Here is a 14,106-nt window from a genome sequence, read left to right as displayed (position 1 = left end):
TCCGGGCGGTAGCGGAATAGACGATGCGGCTCGGTCAGACCTCGGCCATCACCTTCGTCTCGCAGCTCGTCGTCTCCATCGCTGGCTTCGCGGTGACGGTGTACATCACTCGCTTCCTCGGAGAGTCGGTGTTCGGGACCTACGCTGTGTTCATGGCGGTGCTCGTCTGGCTGAAGATCATCGGCAACAACGGGATTCGGATGGCGCTCATCAAACGCCTCAGCGAATCGAGCCGGGATGGCGGCTACCTCTCGGCGGGACTGGCGGTGCAGGCGCTCGTCTTCGTCGTCCTCGCCGCCCTGATTCTGCTGTTTCGGGACTACATCAACGCCTACATCGGGTTCGCGGCGAGCATACCGCTCGTCGGGGTGCTGTTCGTGTCGTTTTGCTACGCCCTCATTACCGGGACGCTCGAAGGCGAACACCGCGTCCACATCGCGTCGATGCTGCAACCTGTCGACCGCACGCTCAGGAGCGTCCTCCAAATCGCCGCCGCCGCGCTTGGGTTCGGCCTACTCGGACTGGTCTGGAGCTACGCCGCCGCCGCGGTCGTCGCCGGGGTCGTCGGGCTTGCGTTCGTCACGGTGCGCCCCTCGATGCCCGACCGCGAGCACTTCGAGCGGCTGACCGGCTTCGCGGGCTACTCGTGGCTCACCGGCGTCGAGTCGCGGGCCTTTTCGTCGATGGACACCATCGTGCTCGGGTTTTTCGTCGCCAAGGGACCCATCGGCGTCTACGAGGTCGCGTGGAACCTCGCCTCCGTGCTCGCGGTGTTCGGGGTCGCCATCTCCCAATCGCTGTTCCCGGCGGTGAGCGCGCTCAGCACCGGCGACGACCGCGAGTCCGTTGCGTCGCTCACGAACGACGCGCTCGCGTACACCGGCCTATTCGTGATTCCCGGATTGGTCGGCGCACTCGCGGTTGGCCGGTCGGTGCTCGCCATCTACGGTCTCACGAGCGGGTACGTCGTGCTGGTGGTTCTCGTGGTCGCCCGCCTCGTCTACGCCTACGAATCACAGTTCGTGAACGTTCTCAATGCCATCGACCGACCGGACGCCGCCTTCCGGGTCAGCGTCGCGTTCATCGCCACGAACCTCGTGCTCAACGTCGCGCTCATCGCCGAGTTCGGCCTGCTCGGGGCTGCGGCCGCGACCACGCTCTCGGCGGTCGTCGGTCTTCTGCTGGGTTATCGTGCGCTCTCGATACAGATGCCGGTCGCGCTCCCGGTCGGAGAAATCGGCAAACAATGTGTCGCCGCCGGGGTGATGGGTGTGCTCGTCTACGCCGGCCAGTCGGTGTTGGGCACGGGCGAGGTGACGGCACTCGTCCTCGTGCCGGTCGGCGGCGCGGCCTACTTCGCGGTGCTCTCCGTGCTTTCGACGCGATTCCGGTCGGTCGTTCGGGACAACCTTCCTACCGGCGTGCTTCCGTAGCCGAAACTCCGAACCTTCAAACGAGTAGCCCGCCCACCATCGGCGATGGCGGAGCCCGAGGTCTCGCTGCCCGATCCGCTCCAGCAGGGCGATGGCCCGTTGGTGTCGGTCGTCGTGCCGACCTACGACGACAGCGAGTATCTCAGCCCGGCGCTCGAATCCATCGCCGCCCAGACCCACGGCAACATCGAACTCGTCGTCGTCGATAGCTCCGGCGTGCCGTGGCTCCGCGACCTCGCCACCTGCGTCGATGGCTTCACCTACCTCTTTCAGGAGCCACAGGGCCTCGCCGCGGCGCGCAACCGTGGTCTCGACGCCGCAACCGGCGAACTGGTCGCCTTCCTCGACGCCGACGACCGCTGGCTCCCCGAGAAGCTCGAACGACAACTCGCAGCCATCACGGCCGGCGCGGATGTCGTGTATTCGGACGTCTATCTCGTCGAGGATGAGGAAAAACGTCGCCAGTCCGCACTGCCCGTCGAAAATCCCGAAACCCATCACATCGACTTCCTCTACGAGGGTGGCGTACCGATGCCGACCGTGCTCGCTCGTCGGGAATGCTTCCGGGCCGAGCGCTTCGACGAGCACCTGCCGGTGGCCGAGGACCGCCATCTCTGGGCGCGGTTGTTCGCCCGCTACCGACCCGCCCGCGTGGCCGCACCGCTCGCGTGCTATACCCGTCGGGAGGGGTCGCTGAGTTCCGACCTCGAACTGATGTACGAGACCGAGCTGAGGGTGATTGCGAACCTCGCCGACCGACTGCCCGCTGTCGCGGCCCACCGCGACGCGCTCGAACGAAAGGCACAGTACAAGTACGGCAAGCGGCTGCTGCGGGCCGGCAACCACAGGAATGCGCGGCGCGAACTCCGCCGGGCGGTCGCGGCCGGCGAGCGCGACCCGCGTGCGCTCGCGTTGCTCGTGCTCGCGCACGCACCGACCGGCCACGCGCGACTGCTGGAACTGCTCGAATGGCTGCAAGAGTACCGTCGATAGCCCATTCGGATGAGACCGTCCATGGGGGAGTAGCCAACCGCTTCAAAGAAAGACCGCGATGGGGGGCCTTAGGCTTCGCTGGCGACGTCGTCTTGGTCGACTTGCTCGCCGTCGACGTAGACCTGGATGTCAGCTCCAGAGGAACTGAAGCTGGTGATGTCGCCGCTGTAGTCGTTGGAGTCGGCGGAGATACCGACCACGCCGGTCTTGGTATCGCCGCTGATCACGTCGTTACCGTTGGTATTGGCGTAGTTGGCGTTGCTGGGTGCCAGCGCGGTCGAGCTCGTCGTGAACTCGTAGCTGGCCGCATCGCCGGTCCCAACGATGGTGATCATGTTGTCCTGCTCGTTGTCAGGATCGACCTCGCGGCCGTTGACGTAGACGTTCGCGTCGCCGTCGACTTCGAGACTGTCGATGACGCCGTTGAAGCCGTAGGCGTCCTTCGAGATGCCGACCTGACCATTGCCGGTCGTCCGCCAGACCTCGTCGTTGGCGTTGAGGTTGGCGTTGTTGGCCGTGACTTTCTGAATTCGCTCGTTACCGTTGGTCGCCGCGAAGTCGTAGCTGGCGACGTCGCCCGTCCCAGCGATCTCGATGACGTTGTCCCGCATGGCATCGATCTTGTCATCGCTCACCCGTTCACCGTTGAGGTAGACCTCGGCGTCACCACTGACCTTGATGGTCTCCAGCGTTCCGGAGAACGTGTAGCTGTCGGCGCTGATGCCGACTTCACCGTTAGCGACGTAGCCACGACGGATGTCGTCGTCGGTGTTGATGTTCGCGTCGTTGGCCGTGGACTTGCTGAGGTCGTCGGTCACCGAGAAGGTGTACTCCGAACGGTCGCCCTGACCGACGATTGTCACGGTGTTTTTGCCGTCCGCTCCACCCGCTTGCTGTGGATTGACCTCGTAGCCGTAGGGAACCGTTCCCCGGTCTTGCTCTTCGGGTGCCCACGTCGCGGTGAAGATCGTCTCGTTGAACTCACCCTCCGGAAGCGGCGACAGCGACGTGCTGCCGTTGTTCTCGAACGTTTCCGGGCCGTACTGTTCGACTTCTGCCGTGTCGCCGTCGAGACCGACCGTCGAGAACTGATAGCGTATGTAGTTCTCTCGCGCTTCCCGGAGGCTTTTGAATGGCTCCGTGCTCTCGCCGGAGTAACTGATATCGGTACCCGACACGGAGATGTCACGGGCGTAAAAGCCCGGCTGGACGGCCGCGCCGTCGGTCACGTATCGCAGCGATATCAGCACTTCCTGCCCCGAGTATTTCGAGAGGTCGAACTCCTCGGTGACCCAGCCGTTGCTCTCGTTGGTGAACCCGGGCAGGTTCTTCTTGACGGTGCTGTCGACCGCCGGACTGGCGGTGTAGCTCGACGTGTTCCCGTTTTCGAGGCTTGCCCACGTCTCGCCGCCGTCGGTCGAGACCTGCACAAACGCATAGTCCCAGCCCGATTCGATGTCGTAGTAGGTATCGAATTCGAGCGTCGGCGAGTCCGTGTTCGTGAGGTTGGCCTCGAAGATGGCGCTGTTGTCGAGGTTGTTACCCTTCGTGCTCCAGAGCACCTGCTCGTCGGAGCCGTCGGTCGGGTCCTCGGTCGTCACCCACGGCGTTCCGGGAAAGTCGATGCCCGAGGCGTTGAGCGACTCCGGCGTATCACCGGTACCGAGCGGGTTGTAGGCGTTCCCGTAGGCCGCCGTGACGTTCCGGCTGGTGTAGGGAACCGATTTGCTCGTGTCCACGTCGAGGTCGACGTCCTCTATCTGATACTTGGCCTTCGTGTCACGTCCGTCGGCCAGCAGCGCCGCCGAGAAGTCCTGATAGGTGTCGTAGAAGTTCCGGTCGGCGTTCGATTCGTCGAGGGCGTTGCGCACGCTCTCGATGCCGTTTGCGTCGTCGCTGAAGACGCTCTTGGTGAACTCCTCGCCGAACTGCTGGCGGCCGTACATCTGGAAGAGCGCTGCCGCACCGTAGTCGGCCAGTCCCGTTATCGGCCCGACGGTATCGACTTGGTCGTTCCATTCGATGAGCGAGTTCGAGGGATAGTTCTCGTAGGTACTGATATGGCTTTCAGGGGTACCGTAGCCGACGAGTTTCTCGGTCAAATCGGAGAGACCCTCGTTTATCCAACTCGTCTCGTCGGGGTCGGCGTAGCTGTGGAGCAAGTGCTGGTATTCGTGGGCGAGGGTACCCTCGATGCCGTACTTTTCGGTGGAGCCACCCTCACGCCACGGGTCGCTCGGCGTACCGAGTCGCTCGTCCCAGTCGGACGCATCGACCAGAATCGTGTTGCGGTCGGTGTACTGCCCGATGGTCGGCGAGAACAGCCCGGCCACGTAGGTCGGATAGTCCGAGTCGTAGTAGTTCTGGTCGCGAATGTTGTCGACCAGCAGCACGGTTCTGCTCTTGTTGTCGGCCGATTTGTAGTAATCGTCGGGGAGCACTCCCTCCTTACCGTCCGGCCCGTACAGCGGCGAGTCGGTACCGTTCTGGGGGACGGGTTTGCGCCAGAGTTCGGTCTCCTTCGGATAGATGTTGTTGCTGTACTCGTCGGCGAGATACAGCAGTTGGTTCTCGCTTATCGAGATGGATGCGTTCTCGTCGCTTCGGTCATCACCCGGGAACGAGAGGTCCTGTGCGACCCATATTTCGATGTTCGGGCCGACCACCCGAAGCCGGTAGTCCTTGAAGTAGACGCTCGAATTGTTGTAGGGACCGCTCCGGCCGGCGTAGTCCGAGGAGGGCCATTGCCGGACCGGACCGCGCGGTTCGTACACCGGGTCCCCCGCGCGCTTCGGGTCGCCGGCCGCCTTCCGCGTCGCCTGTGCGCCGTAGGCCCCGCTGGCGGCGACGTCTGGCACCTCTGAGGAAGTTATCGTCTCGTTTTTGAGCTGGTTCGGCGGCACGTCGACCGGATACGGCGGTTCACCCGCCCGCTGGCTCGCGGGGCGTGGAGCCTCGGCGGTCCGGTCGTCGGTCGCGTTCGTTGCGTTCGCTTGCTGTAGCGGTGATGTATCCTGCACCGAATCGGTCGGCGCGGCGGCCGCCGCGCCGACGCCCACCACCGCAACGGACAGCACCATCAACGCTACGAGAATCAGTGTTTTTCGTTGCATTCAACCACGGTGATAGACCGCGAAGGTTACCCACATAAATATTTCCCATAGTCATGGGTACACATCACTAGCGAGCGGTGACGGTCGATACGCTCTCGACGGCTTCGACGGTGCTATCGCCGCAGTGCCTCGCGCTCGCCGAGGAACACGTCGAGTTCGCGCTCGGTGGGCAGGCCCTCGACGTCGCCGGTCACCGTCGTGGCGAACGCACCGACGGCGTTGGCCCGCCTCGTGGCCTCGACCGCTCCCGCACCACGAAGCCGACCGTCGAGGAAACCGGCAGCGAATCCATCGCCCGCACCGATGGGGTCGACGACGCGCTCGACCTCGTAGCCGGGAACGTGAGTCCGCTCGCCGTCGTCGACAAGCGCACCCTCCGCACCGAGTTTGACGACCGCGACGGCGGCCCCGCGTGCGCGACACGCCGCGGCGATATCCTCGGGCGCGTCGGCGTCGAACAGCGCCCGGCCCTCCTCGATTCCGGGGAAGACGATGTCGCTCCCCTCGACGAGTGCGAGCAGCGTTCGGCGCATCTCCCCTTCGCTCTCCCAGAGTTTGTGGCGGATGTTCGGGTCGAACGACACAGTCGTATCGGCTTCGTGTGCGCGCTCGATGGCCGCAAACGTGCTCTCCCGGCAGGACTCGCTCAGCGCGGGCGTGATACCTGTGAGATGGAGATATTCGGCCTCCGCGATGGCATCGTCGGGAAGGTCGGCGGGCGTCATCGTGTTCGCGGCCGAGCCGTGTCGATGGTAGTAGACCGAGCTCTCGCCGAGCGCGCGCCGTTCTTTGAACATCACACCCGTCGGTGCGCTCTCGATGACTTCCACCGTCGAGGTATCGACGCCCTCGCCACGGACGAAGGAGTTGATATACTCGCCATGAGGGTCCGCGCCGAGTTTGCTGTGCCAGCCCACGTCGTGGTCGAGCCGCGAGAGGGCGATGGCGACGTTGCTCTCGGCACCGCCGAGGCTCTTTTTATACGTCTGCTGGTGTTTCATCGGTCCCGACTGCTCGGGCGTGAACAGCACCATCGTTTCGCCGAGCGTGAGCACGTCCGGCGTCATGGGTTCCGGTCCCGAAACTCGTCTCGAAGCGTCGCCATCGTGGTCATGGTTGCCACCTCGAACCGGAAGACCGTCGTGGTTTCGGTTGGTCGTGGAACCTGCCAATGAAGGCCGAACGCTAAAACACCGGACCGTCCTCCGTATCGTCACTCACCCTCTTGGGATGGACATGAAAGCGAGCACGAGTGATGCCGACCCCTCGGAGACCGAAGTCGCCTTTGACGTGCTCGCGGACGAGCACACACAGCGGATTCTCGCCGCCGCCAGCCGGAAACCCGTGTCCGCACAGGAATTGGCCGACGACTGTGGAGTTTCGCCCCCGACGGTCTATCGCCGCGTCGACGAACTCACCGCCGTCGGTTTTCTCGACGCCGAGATGCAGCCAACCGAGGACGGCAACCATTACCGAACGTTCGAGACGAACGTCGAACGCATCCGCATCGTCATCGCCGAAGGCTCCATCCACACCGACGTCAAGCACGGCGGCGACATCGTCGACCGCTTCGGCAATCTCTGGCATGACCTCGAACTCGACCTGCACGGCTAACCTACCGCTATCGTTTTCACCGAGCGGGCCGCCACCGTGATATGGCGAACTCGCCGGAGTTCGTGGGCTTCGTTGCCCTCAGTGTCGTCGTGTTGCTGGCAGGTGGCGCGCTGACGACCATCGGGTTGCTCGCCTACTGGCGCAAGCGGACACGGTCGCTGCTGGCTGCCGTTGTCGGGTTTGCGCTTATCACGTCAGGAGTTCTCGTCGAATCCATCTATGAAATCGGCATCAAACGCCCGTTTTTCCTCACCGGAATCGAGATACTCCGGCTGCAACTAATCGAGCTGACGTTCGTCATCGTCGGTATCGGTACACTCCTGTATTCGCTCGTCCGGTATTGATGGGAGAGTCTGCCGGTCGTGAAACCGTCCACGGGTGCCCGGTCAGATACCGGGCGGGACGCCGATGAGTGCGAACGAACTGACGCCGAGCAGCGCCAGCACGTACAGGATGACGAAATCGATTCCCCACGTGAGCACCGAAATCCCGGTCGCGCGGACGAGCGTTCCGGGATAGCGCAGGTCGATGACCACGACGTACGCGACGAGCGCGAGTATCGGCCCGACGAACGGAACGAGCGCGAACGACGTTCCGCTGGTGACGTACGTGATGCCGACCCACACCAGCGACGCGATGAGCGCCGTGACGAACGAGTGGACGATACCCGATTCGTCGAGCAGCGTGCTGGTCGCAACGTACGTCGCCACGGTGCCGACGATGAGGCTTGCGATGAACGTCACCACCGCTTGGCCGAGGGTCGTCCCCAGTTGTGCTAGTATCACGCTCTCGTCAGCTGCTGTTTCCGCCCGACATGTTGCCGCCGGTGGTATTGCCAGTCATGTTGCCGTCGCCGGTCATGTTCCCGCCGGTGGCGTTGGCGGAGCCGTTCTCGCCGGTGAAGGTCTGCACGCCGCTCGATTCGGCCTGTGCGCTCGCCCAGATGTCGTAGCTTGTAACGTCGTTGATGAACACGGTCGGTTCGGTGTTGTCGAAGACGATGTCCCCGCTCCAACGCTCGTTCGTCCCGAGGTCGTCTATCGACTCCTGCTCGGCGATTGACGTCGAGTAAGCGTTCAAGACCTGGTCGTTAGAATCACGCAACCGGGCGTTGACCGTGAGGTTGGTCAGTGGTGCACCGCTTTCGTTGACGACGGTGAAACGAACTCCGAAGGCGTCGGGTGTTCTGAACAGCGACGACTTCGTTACTCGTGCTTCCTGTCCGCCCTTCTCTTCGAGGACGTTCGCGTCGATATCGAACCAGCCGGGGTTGCGGCTGTTGTTTCCCTCGGCGTTGATCGACTCATCGCCTGCGTCAGTGTCGTTCTGTCCGTCACCTGCTCCACTCGATTCGCCACCGAGACAGCCGGCCATCGCCAGACCGACCGCCGTTGCGCCGACTGCGCCCGTCGACCTGATGAACTTTCGTCGTTCCATTGCAATCGTCGCTGGGAGCGCGACGGTATTCAACGCCCGAGAGCGGCTTCAGGTCGTGAAAACGCCCACAACAATTGCCGCCTGTTCGGCGGACGGCCCCGACCGACTGGCTCGAACCAGGAGTAGTTTGACCGACAGCGTATTGTGCCGGTCGGCAAAACGGGAAGTATGAGCGACGAAACGACCCCCGATACCGCCAGCGCCGACCCGCTCGACCTCGGCGGCGTCATCCCGCCGACGGTGACCGCCTTTCACGACGACGAATCGGTCGATTACGAGACGACGGCCGCACACGCACGATACGTCGTCGACCGCGGGGTCCACGGCGTCTTTCCGCTCGGCACGAACGGCGAGTTCGCCCTGCTCGATGCCGACGAACAGGAGGGTGTCGTCGAGGCGGTCGTCGACGAGGTCGGCGGCGAGGTGCCGGTCATCGCGGGCGTCGGCGCGCCGAGCACCCACCACACCGTCGCACGCGCCGAACGTGCCGCGAATGCCGGCGCGGACGGTCTCGTGGTCGTCACACCGTACTACTACCCCGTCGACGAAACGGGCGTGGTCGAACACTACCGCCGGGTCGCCGATAGCGTCGACCTACCCATCTACGTCTACCACATCCCGCCGAGAACGGGCAACGCGCTCACCCACGAGACGCTCGACCACCTCACGGACATCGACGCCATCGCCGGCGTCAAGGATTCGAGCAAGGACGTGCCGTGGCTCGCTCGCGCCATCGACGAGCACCCCGAACTCGTCTTCCTCGCCGGGTCGGACTCGCTCCAGTTCCCCGGCCGGCGTGTGGGCTGTACCGGCGGCGTGAGCGCGGTGGCGAACGCCCTGCCCGAACTGCTCGTCGACCTTCACGAGTCGTATACGGCGGACGATATCGAGCACGCCCGCGAATGCCAGAGCAGCCTCTATCGCGTGCGCGAGGCGTTCAAGGGCGGTCCCTATCTGGCCGGCGTGAAGGCCGCACTCTCGCTGCGCGGGTTCGACGCCGGACCGCTGCGCAGTCCGCTGCGGCGGATGGACGACGGGGAAAAATCGCAGCTCGAAGCCACCCTCGGCGAGGAGGGGCTGCTCTGAATCGGGGCGGCCAAACACGCTTATACGCCCCGACTCTCCCATCCGATATGGACCGCTATGACCTCCTCTACGACCTCTATGACTCCTTCGACACCGACAGTTTGCGAGACCACCAGCGGTTCGTCGACGTCTTTCCGCCGGTGGACTCGCGCGTCGCGCTCGAAGAGTATCAGGAGATCGACGCCGAACTCGAAAGTCGGAAGGGGGAGATTCGAGAGTCGTTCGCGTACGGCGAAACCCTCTGCGAAGTCGCCGCCCACGCGACCCGTGAGGAGGCCTTTACGGCGCTCGACCTGCTGACCAAACACGGCCGTGGGGTGAACGCCCTCGTGCTCGACGTCGACGAGACGCTGCGTTCGGCGGGCGGGACCGACAACGAGATTCCCCGCGAGACCCTACACTACCTGACCGAACTCCACGAGAACGGGCTACCGCTGGTCATCTGTACCGGTCAGACCTTGGAAAACGTGAAGGGGTTCGCCATTCAGGGACTCGGCAGCGAACTCGTCCACTCTAGTACTGTGAGCATCGTCTACGAGGCCGGCACCGGCGTGTTCACGCCCGGCCACGGGACGGACACGAAAAAGCTGCTGTACGAGCGCCTCGACGAGCGAATGCAGGAGGTGTTCTACGGGGTGCGCTCGCGCGTGCTCCCCGAAGCCCCCGATGAGATTCGGGAGGGCTGTCACCTACAGGGCAACGAGTTCAACGTCACCCTGAAGCCGAACGCCGAGACCGGCAGCCCGAAAGCGGCGGCAATCATCGACCACGCGCTGTGCTATCTCATCGACCTGCTCGGGACGGTCATCGCCGAAGGGACCGACAGCGAGCACGGCAGCGAGTGGGCACGGGCCTTCTATGCCGCAGCGGACCCCGAAATCCGTGGCGTGCTCGAACACCGCGACCGACTTCCCGAACGCGACCCCGAAGAAGTGCCGACGGCGCTCTCGGACGTCTTCGAGCGCATCGACGTCGCCTACTACGAGGCCGACGCCGCCGAAGTGGGAAGTTTGGAGCTGAACAAGGTCGTCGGCGTCGAGGCGGCCTTCGAGGTGCTCGGAATCGAGGACCCGTTCGCGCTCGTGATGGGCGATTCGAAATCCGACCTGCGCGTGATGGAGTGGGTCGCCGACGGAAGGGGCATCGCCGCCGCGCCAGAACACGCCTCGCGGGCGGTGCTCGACCACGTGATTCGAACCGACGAACTCGTCTTCGACCGTGGCGAGGCGGCTGCAATCCTGCGCATCGTCTACGCGCTCAACCGGTTGGCGACGCTCGGCTGACCGCCGGTGAGTATACTCACGGCGAAGATGACCGCCGCGTCCATCAGAACCGCCACCGTGTCGAGTCGGAGCGGGTACACGGACCCCCGACTTCCGTCCGGAACGAATAACGGCTCGGCTCGTGAATACCAGCGTGTTCGAGAGCGCGACCCCGAAACCGTTCGGCGGACGGGACAGCCGAGACATCTGTTTCGTATCGCCAACGGAGCGAGAGTGTAACTCCCCTTGAGAGTTTACTACGGTAATCAAAACTTTAAATAGAACCGGCTGGCCACGCAACGAGGTGTCGCTTCTCACTGTCCCGCTGCAACTCGGCGGGCCCGGTCCGCTCGTATCGTTCGTCGTCGGCGTCGCGGTCGTCGTTCTCCTGCTCGTCCGCTTCGACTTTCCGGCGTTCATCGCGCTCGTCGTCGCCGCGCTGACGGTCGGCATCGTCACGCCTGCCGTCCCGCTGAGTGAGGTGCCGACGCAGGTGGCGACGGCCTTCGGCGACGGGATGAGGGGTATCGGCATCCCCATCCTGATGGCCGCAGTCATCGGCAAGACGATGATGGAAAGCGGCGCGGCGGTCCGCATCGTCCGTGGATTCAGCTCGCTCACGGGCGAGGACAACAACTACTGGGCGTTGTTCGGCAGCGGCTACGTGCTCTCCATCCCCGTGTTCTTCGACAACGTGTTCTACCTGCTCGCGCCGCTGGCGCGCTCGATGCGCGCCCGCGTCGGCAAGAACTATACCTTGTTTATCGTCGTCATCGGTGCCAGCGCGGCCACCACGCACGGGTTCGTCCCGCCGACGCCCGGCCCGCTCGCGGTGGCCAGCGAACTCGGTATCAACCTCGGCATCATGACCGTCGTCGGCATCGCCGTCGCGATTCCCACGGCGCTCGTCTCCGGAGTCGCCTATGGGAAATGGGTCAACCGCCGGCTCGACATCCCGCTGCGCGATTCCGTCGACAGCTCCGGCGAGGAGCTGGAGGAGATGGCCCAGCGCTCGACCGACGAGCTGCCCGGACTGGTCGAATCCTTGCTGCCCATCGTCCTCGCAATCGTCCTCGTCTCCTCCGGTACCATCGTCAGCACGCTCTTCGGCGGCGGAACGCTCGCCGCCATCACGGGCTTCGTCGGCGACTCGAACGTCGCCCTCACGATTGCTGCCCTCGCCGCCGCGTTCACCTATTTCCGAGTGCGGGACATCGACCGCGAGACGTGGTCCGACGAGTTGACGGGAGCGCTCAGGACGGGTGGCAACATCGCCGCCATCACTGCCGCTGGCGGCGCTTTCGGCGCGTTGCTCGCCGCGGCGGGTGTCGGCGATTACATCGCCAACGTGCTCTCCGGCATCGGTCTCGGGCTGATCGTCACGTCATGGGTCATCGCCGCCGCGGTGCGCATCGCACAGGGGTCGGCAACGGTGGCGCTGCTCACCACGGCGGGCATCGTCGCACCGCTGCTCGGTCAATTGAGCGTGCATCCGGTCTACGTCGCAATGGCCATCGGTGCCGGCGGGACGACGACCTCGTGGTACAACGACAGCGGCTTCTGGCTGGTCAAGGAAATCGGCGGGCTGACGCAGGCCGAGACCCTGAAAACGTGGACCGTTCTCACGACGCTCATCGCGATCACGGGACTGATTTCGGTGCTCGTGCTCTCGTCGATATTCCCGCTGGCCTGATCGAGACCGTTGTACTTGCGTGGCGAAGTCGGAATGTCCCATTTTATTAGCTCGCGAGTAAATTCCCACGTATGGGTATCGACTACGCGGACTTACACGACCCGAACGCCGAGTACACGATGCGGGACCTTTCCTCTGGTACGATGGGCGTGCGGGCCAAACGCGGTGGCGGACGCGATGTCGAAATCACGGACGTGCAGACGACGATGGTCGACGGCAATTTCCCGTGGACGCTCGTCCGGGTCTATACCGACGCCGGCATCGTCGGTACGGGAGAAGCCTACTGGGGCGCTGGCGTGCCCGAAATCATCGCCCGAATGAAACCGTTCGTCGTCGGCGAGAACCCCCTCGACATCGACCGATTGTTCGAGCATCTGGTGCAGAAGATGTCCGGCGAGGGGTCGATAGCGGGCACCGTCGTCACAGCAATTTCGGGCATCGAAATCGCGCTGCACGACCTCGCGGGCAAGATTTTGGAACTCCCGGCCTACCAACTGCTGGGCGGGAAGTACCGCGATTCCGTGCGCGTCTACTGTGACTGCCATGCGGGCGAGGAGGAAGACCCCGAGGCCAACGCCGACGAGGCCGAGCGCGTCGTCGAAGAATTGGGATACGATGCGCTCAAATTCGACCTCGACGTGCCCTCGGGCCACGAGAAGGACAAGGCCAATCGCCACCTCCGCAACGGCGAAATCGAACACAAAGCCGACATCGTCGAGACGGTGACCGAACGTCTCGATGGCCGGGCCGACGCGGCCTTCGACTGCCACTGGGCCTTCAGTGGTGGCAGCGCCAAACGCATCGCGCGCGCGGTCGAGGACTTCGACGTCTGGTGGCTCGAAGACCCCGTGCCGCCCGAGAACCACGACGTCCAGCGCGAGATCACCCGGAGCACGACCACGCCAATCGCCGCCGGCGAGAACGTCTATCGCAAACACGGCTACCGCCGCCTCCTCGAAGAGCAGGCCGTCGACGTCGTCGCGCCGGACCTCCCGAAGATGGGTGGGATGCGCGAGACCAGAAAGGTCGCGGACATGGCCGACAGCTACTACGTGCCGGTGGCGATGCACAACGTCGCCTCCCCCGTGGGAACGATGGCGAGCGCCCACGTCGGCGCGGCCATCCCCAACTCGCTGGCCGTCGAGTACCACTCCTATCAACTGGGCTGGTGGGAGGACCTCGTGGAGGAGTCGGTCATCGCCGAGGGCGCAATCGAGATTCCTGAGAAACCGGGCCTTGGGCTGACGCTCGATATGGATACCGTCGCCGAGCACATGGTCGACGGCGAGGAGCTGTTCGACTGAGCGAAGCGAAGTCGAGCCAGCAAATCTTCGATTCACGACGTTCGGCTGAGCGATGCGAAGCGGCGCGTCCACGAGCCGGCGGGTGTCTGCATCGAATCAAGTTCGAGAATCGAACGAATCCATTTCTCGCGCGGTTGGAGGTACAACATATACACGCATTCGAGTAAAGTC

At 64.1% G+C, this 14,106-nt stretch carries 12 protein-coding genes; 8 read left to right on the top strand and 4 right to left on the bottom strand.

The annotated features are described in order from the left end of the window. Positions 1-23: 23 nt before the first annotated feature. Complete coding sequence (locus ACQUQO_RS04705; RefSeq protein WP_435076801.1) at positions 24-1,433, top strand: oligosaccharide flippase family protein; 1,410 nt, start codon at positions 24-26, stop codon at positions 1,431-1,433. Between the two features lie 45 nt (positions 1,434-1,478). Next, a complete protein-coding gene (locus tag ACQUQO_RS04700; protein WP_435076800.1) occupies positions 1,479-2,426 on the top strand; it encodes a glycosyltransferase family 2 protein in 948 nt (315 codons plus the stop codon). A gap of 68 nt (positions 2,427-2,494) precedes the next feature. On the opposite strand, the gene ACQUQO_RS04695 is transcribed toward ACQUQO_RS04700, so the two are convergent. Further along, complete coding sequence (locus ACQUQO_RS04695; protein ID WP_435076799.1) at positions 2,495-5,539, bottom strand: hypothetical protein; 3,045 nt, start codon at positions 5,537-5,539, stop codon at positions 2,495-2,497. 113 nt (positions 5,540-5,652) lie between these two features. Continuing rightward, positions 5,653-6,606: a sugar kinase gene (locus tag ACQUQO_RS04690; RefSeq protein ID WP_435076798.1), complete on the bottom strand. Its 954-nt coding sequence runs from the start codon at positions 6,604-6,606 to the stop codon at positions 5,653-5,655. A 169-nt stretch (positions 6,607-6,775) separates the two neighbouring features. Between ACQUQO_RS04690 and ACQUQO_RS04685 the strand changes: the two genes are divergently transcribed. Then, positions 6,776-7,153 (top strand): ArsR/SmtB family transcription factor, encoded by a 378-nt coding sequence (locus tag ACQUQO_RS04685; protein WP_435076797.1) that lies wholly within the window; start codon positions 6,776-6,778, stop codon positions 7,151-7,153. A gap of 41 nt (positions 7,154-7,194) precedes the next feature. Next, on the top strand, positions 7,195-7,497 hold the full coding sequence (locus tag ACQUQO_RS04680) for a DUF7521 family protein (protein ID WP_435076796.1): 303 nt from the start codon (positions 7,195-7,197) through the stop codon (positions 7,495-7,497). Positions 7,498-7,539: 42 nt separating this feature from the next. On the opposite strand, the gene ACQUQO_RS04675 is transcribed toward ACQUQO_RS04680, so the two are convergent. Both ACQUQO_RS04675 and ACQUQO_RS04670 read right to left on the bottom strand, forming a co-directional pair. Further along, positions 7,540-7,938 carry a hypothetical protein gene (locus ACQUQO_RS04675; RefSeq protein ID WP_435076795.1) on the bottom strand — a complete coding sequence of 133 codons (399 nt, stop codon included), beginning with the start codon at positions 7,936-7,938 and terminating at the stop codon, positions 7,540-7,542. Positions 7,939-7,945: 7 nt separating this feature from the next. Then, entirely contained in the window at positions 7,946-8,590 is a 645-nt protein-coding gene (locus tag ACQUQO_RS04670) for a hypothetical protein (RefSeq protein WP_435076793.1), read from the bottom strand. A gap of 168 nt (positions 8,591-8,758) precedes the next feature. Here ACQUQO_RS04670 and ACQUQO_RS04665 point away from each other — a divergent pair, with 168 nt between their 5' ends. The 4 genes from ACQUQO_RS04665 to ACQUQO_RS04650 all read left to right on the top strand — a co-directional run bounded on the left by ACQUQO_RS04665 (position 8,759) and on the right by ACQUQO_RS04650 (position 13,935). Further along, positions 8,759-9,676, top strand: a complete 918-nt coding sequence (locus tag ACQUQO_RS04665) for a dihydrodipicolinate synthase family protein (RefSeq protein WP_435076792.1) — start codon at positions 8,759-8,761, stop codon at positions 9,674-9,676. Positions 9,677-9,723: 47 nt separating this feature from the next. Further along, a complete protein-coding gene (locus ACQUQO_RS04660; protein WP_435076791.1) occupies positions 9,724-10,959 on the top strand; it encodes an HAD family hydrolase in 1,236 nt (411 codons plus the stop codon). A 283-nt stretch (positions 10,960-11,242) separates the two neighbouring features. Then, positions 11,243-12,631 (top strand): GntP family permease, encoded by a 1,389-nt coding sequence (locus tag ACQUQO_RS04655; protein ID WP_435076790.1) that lies wholly within the window; start codon positions 11,243-11,245, stop codon positions 12,629-12,631. A gap of 71 nt (positions 12,632-12,702) precedes the next feature. Next, a complete protein-coding gene (locus ACQUQO_RS04650; RefSeq protein ID WP_435076789.1) occupies positions 12,703-13,935 on the top strand; it encodes a mandelate racemase/muconate lactonizing enzyme family protein in 1,233 nt (410 codons plus the stop codon). Positions 13,936-14,106: the final 171 nt, after the last annotated feature.

It is taken from the genome of Halococcus sp. AFM35 (assembly GCF_051195015.1).
GTDB lineage: Archaea > Halobacteriota > Halobacteria > Halobacteriales > Halococcaceae > Halococcus.
Note: the sequence above shows the minus strand (reverse complement) of the source record. Positions and strands in the feature narration are given on the sequence as shown.

Excerpts from the sequence above, each read along its gene's own strand:
- ACQUQO_RS04705 (WP_435076801.1), top strand. The coding sequence starts at position 24 with ATGCGGCTCGGTCAGACCTCGGCCATCACCTTCGTCTCGCAGCTCGTC.
- ACQUQO_RS04700 (WP_435076800.1), top strand. The coding sequence starts at position 1,479 with ATGGCGGAGCCCGAGGTCTCGCTGCCCGATCCGCTCCAGCAGGGCGAT.
- ACQUQO_RS04695 (WP_435076799.1), bottom strand. The coding sequence starts at position 5,539 with ATGCAACGAAAAACACTGATTCTCGTAGCGTTGATGGTGCTGTCCGTT.
- ACQUQO_RS04690 (WP_435076798.1), bottom strand. The coding sequence starts at position 6,606 with ATGACGCCGGACGTGCTCACGCTCGGCGAAACGATGGTGCTGTTCACG.
- ACQUQO_RS04685 (WP_435076797.1), top strand. The coding sequence starts at position 6,776 with ATGAAAGCGAGCACGAGTGATGCCGACCCCTCGGAGACCGAAGTCGCC.
- ACQUQO_RS04680 (WP_435076796.1), top strand. The coding sequence starts at position 7,195 with ATGGCGAACTCGCCGGAGTTCGTGGGCTTCGTTGCCCTCAGTGTCGTC.
- ACQUQO_RS04670 (WP_435076793.1), bottom strand. The coding sequence starts at position 8,590 with ATGGAACGACGAAAGTTCATCAGGTCGACGGGCGCAGTCGGCGCAACG.
- ACQUQO_RS04665 (WP_435076792.1), top strand. The coding sequence starts at position 8,759 with ATGAGCGACGAAACGACCCCCGATACCGCCAGCGCCGACCCGCTCGAC.
- ACQUQO_RS04660 (WP_435076791.1), top strand. The coding sequence starts at position 9,724 with ATGGACCGCTATGACCTCCTCTACGACCTCTATGACTCCTTCGACACC.
- ACQUQO_RS04650 (WP_435076789.1), top strand. The coding sequence starts at position 12,703 with ATGGGTATCGACTACGCGGACTTACACGACCCGAACGCCGAGTACACG.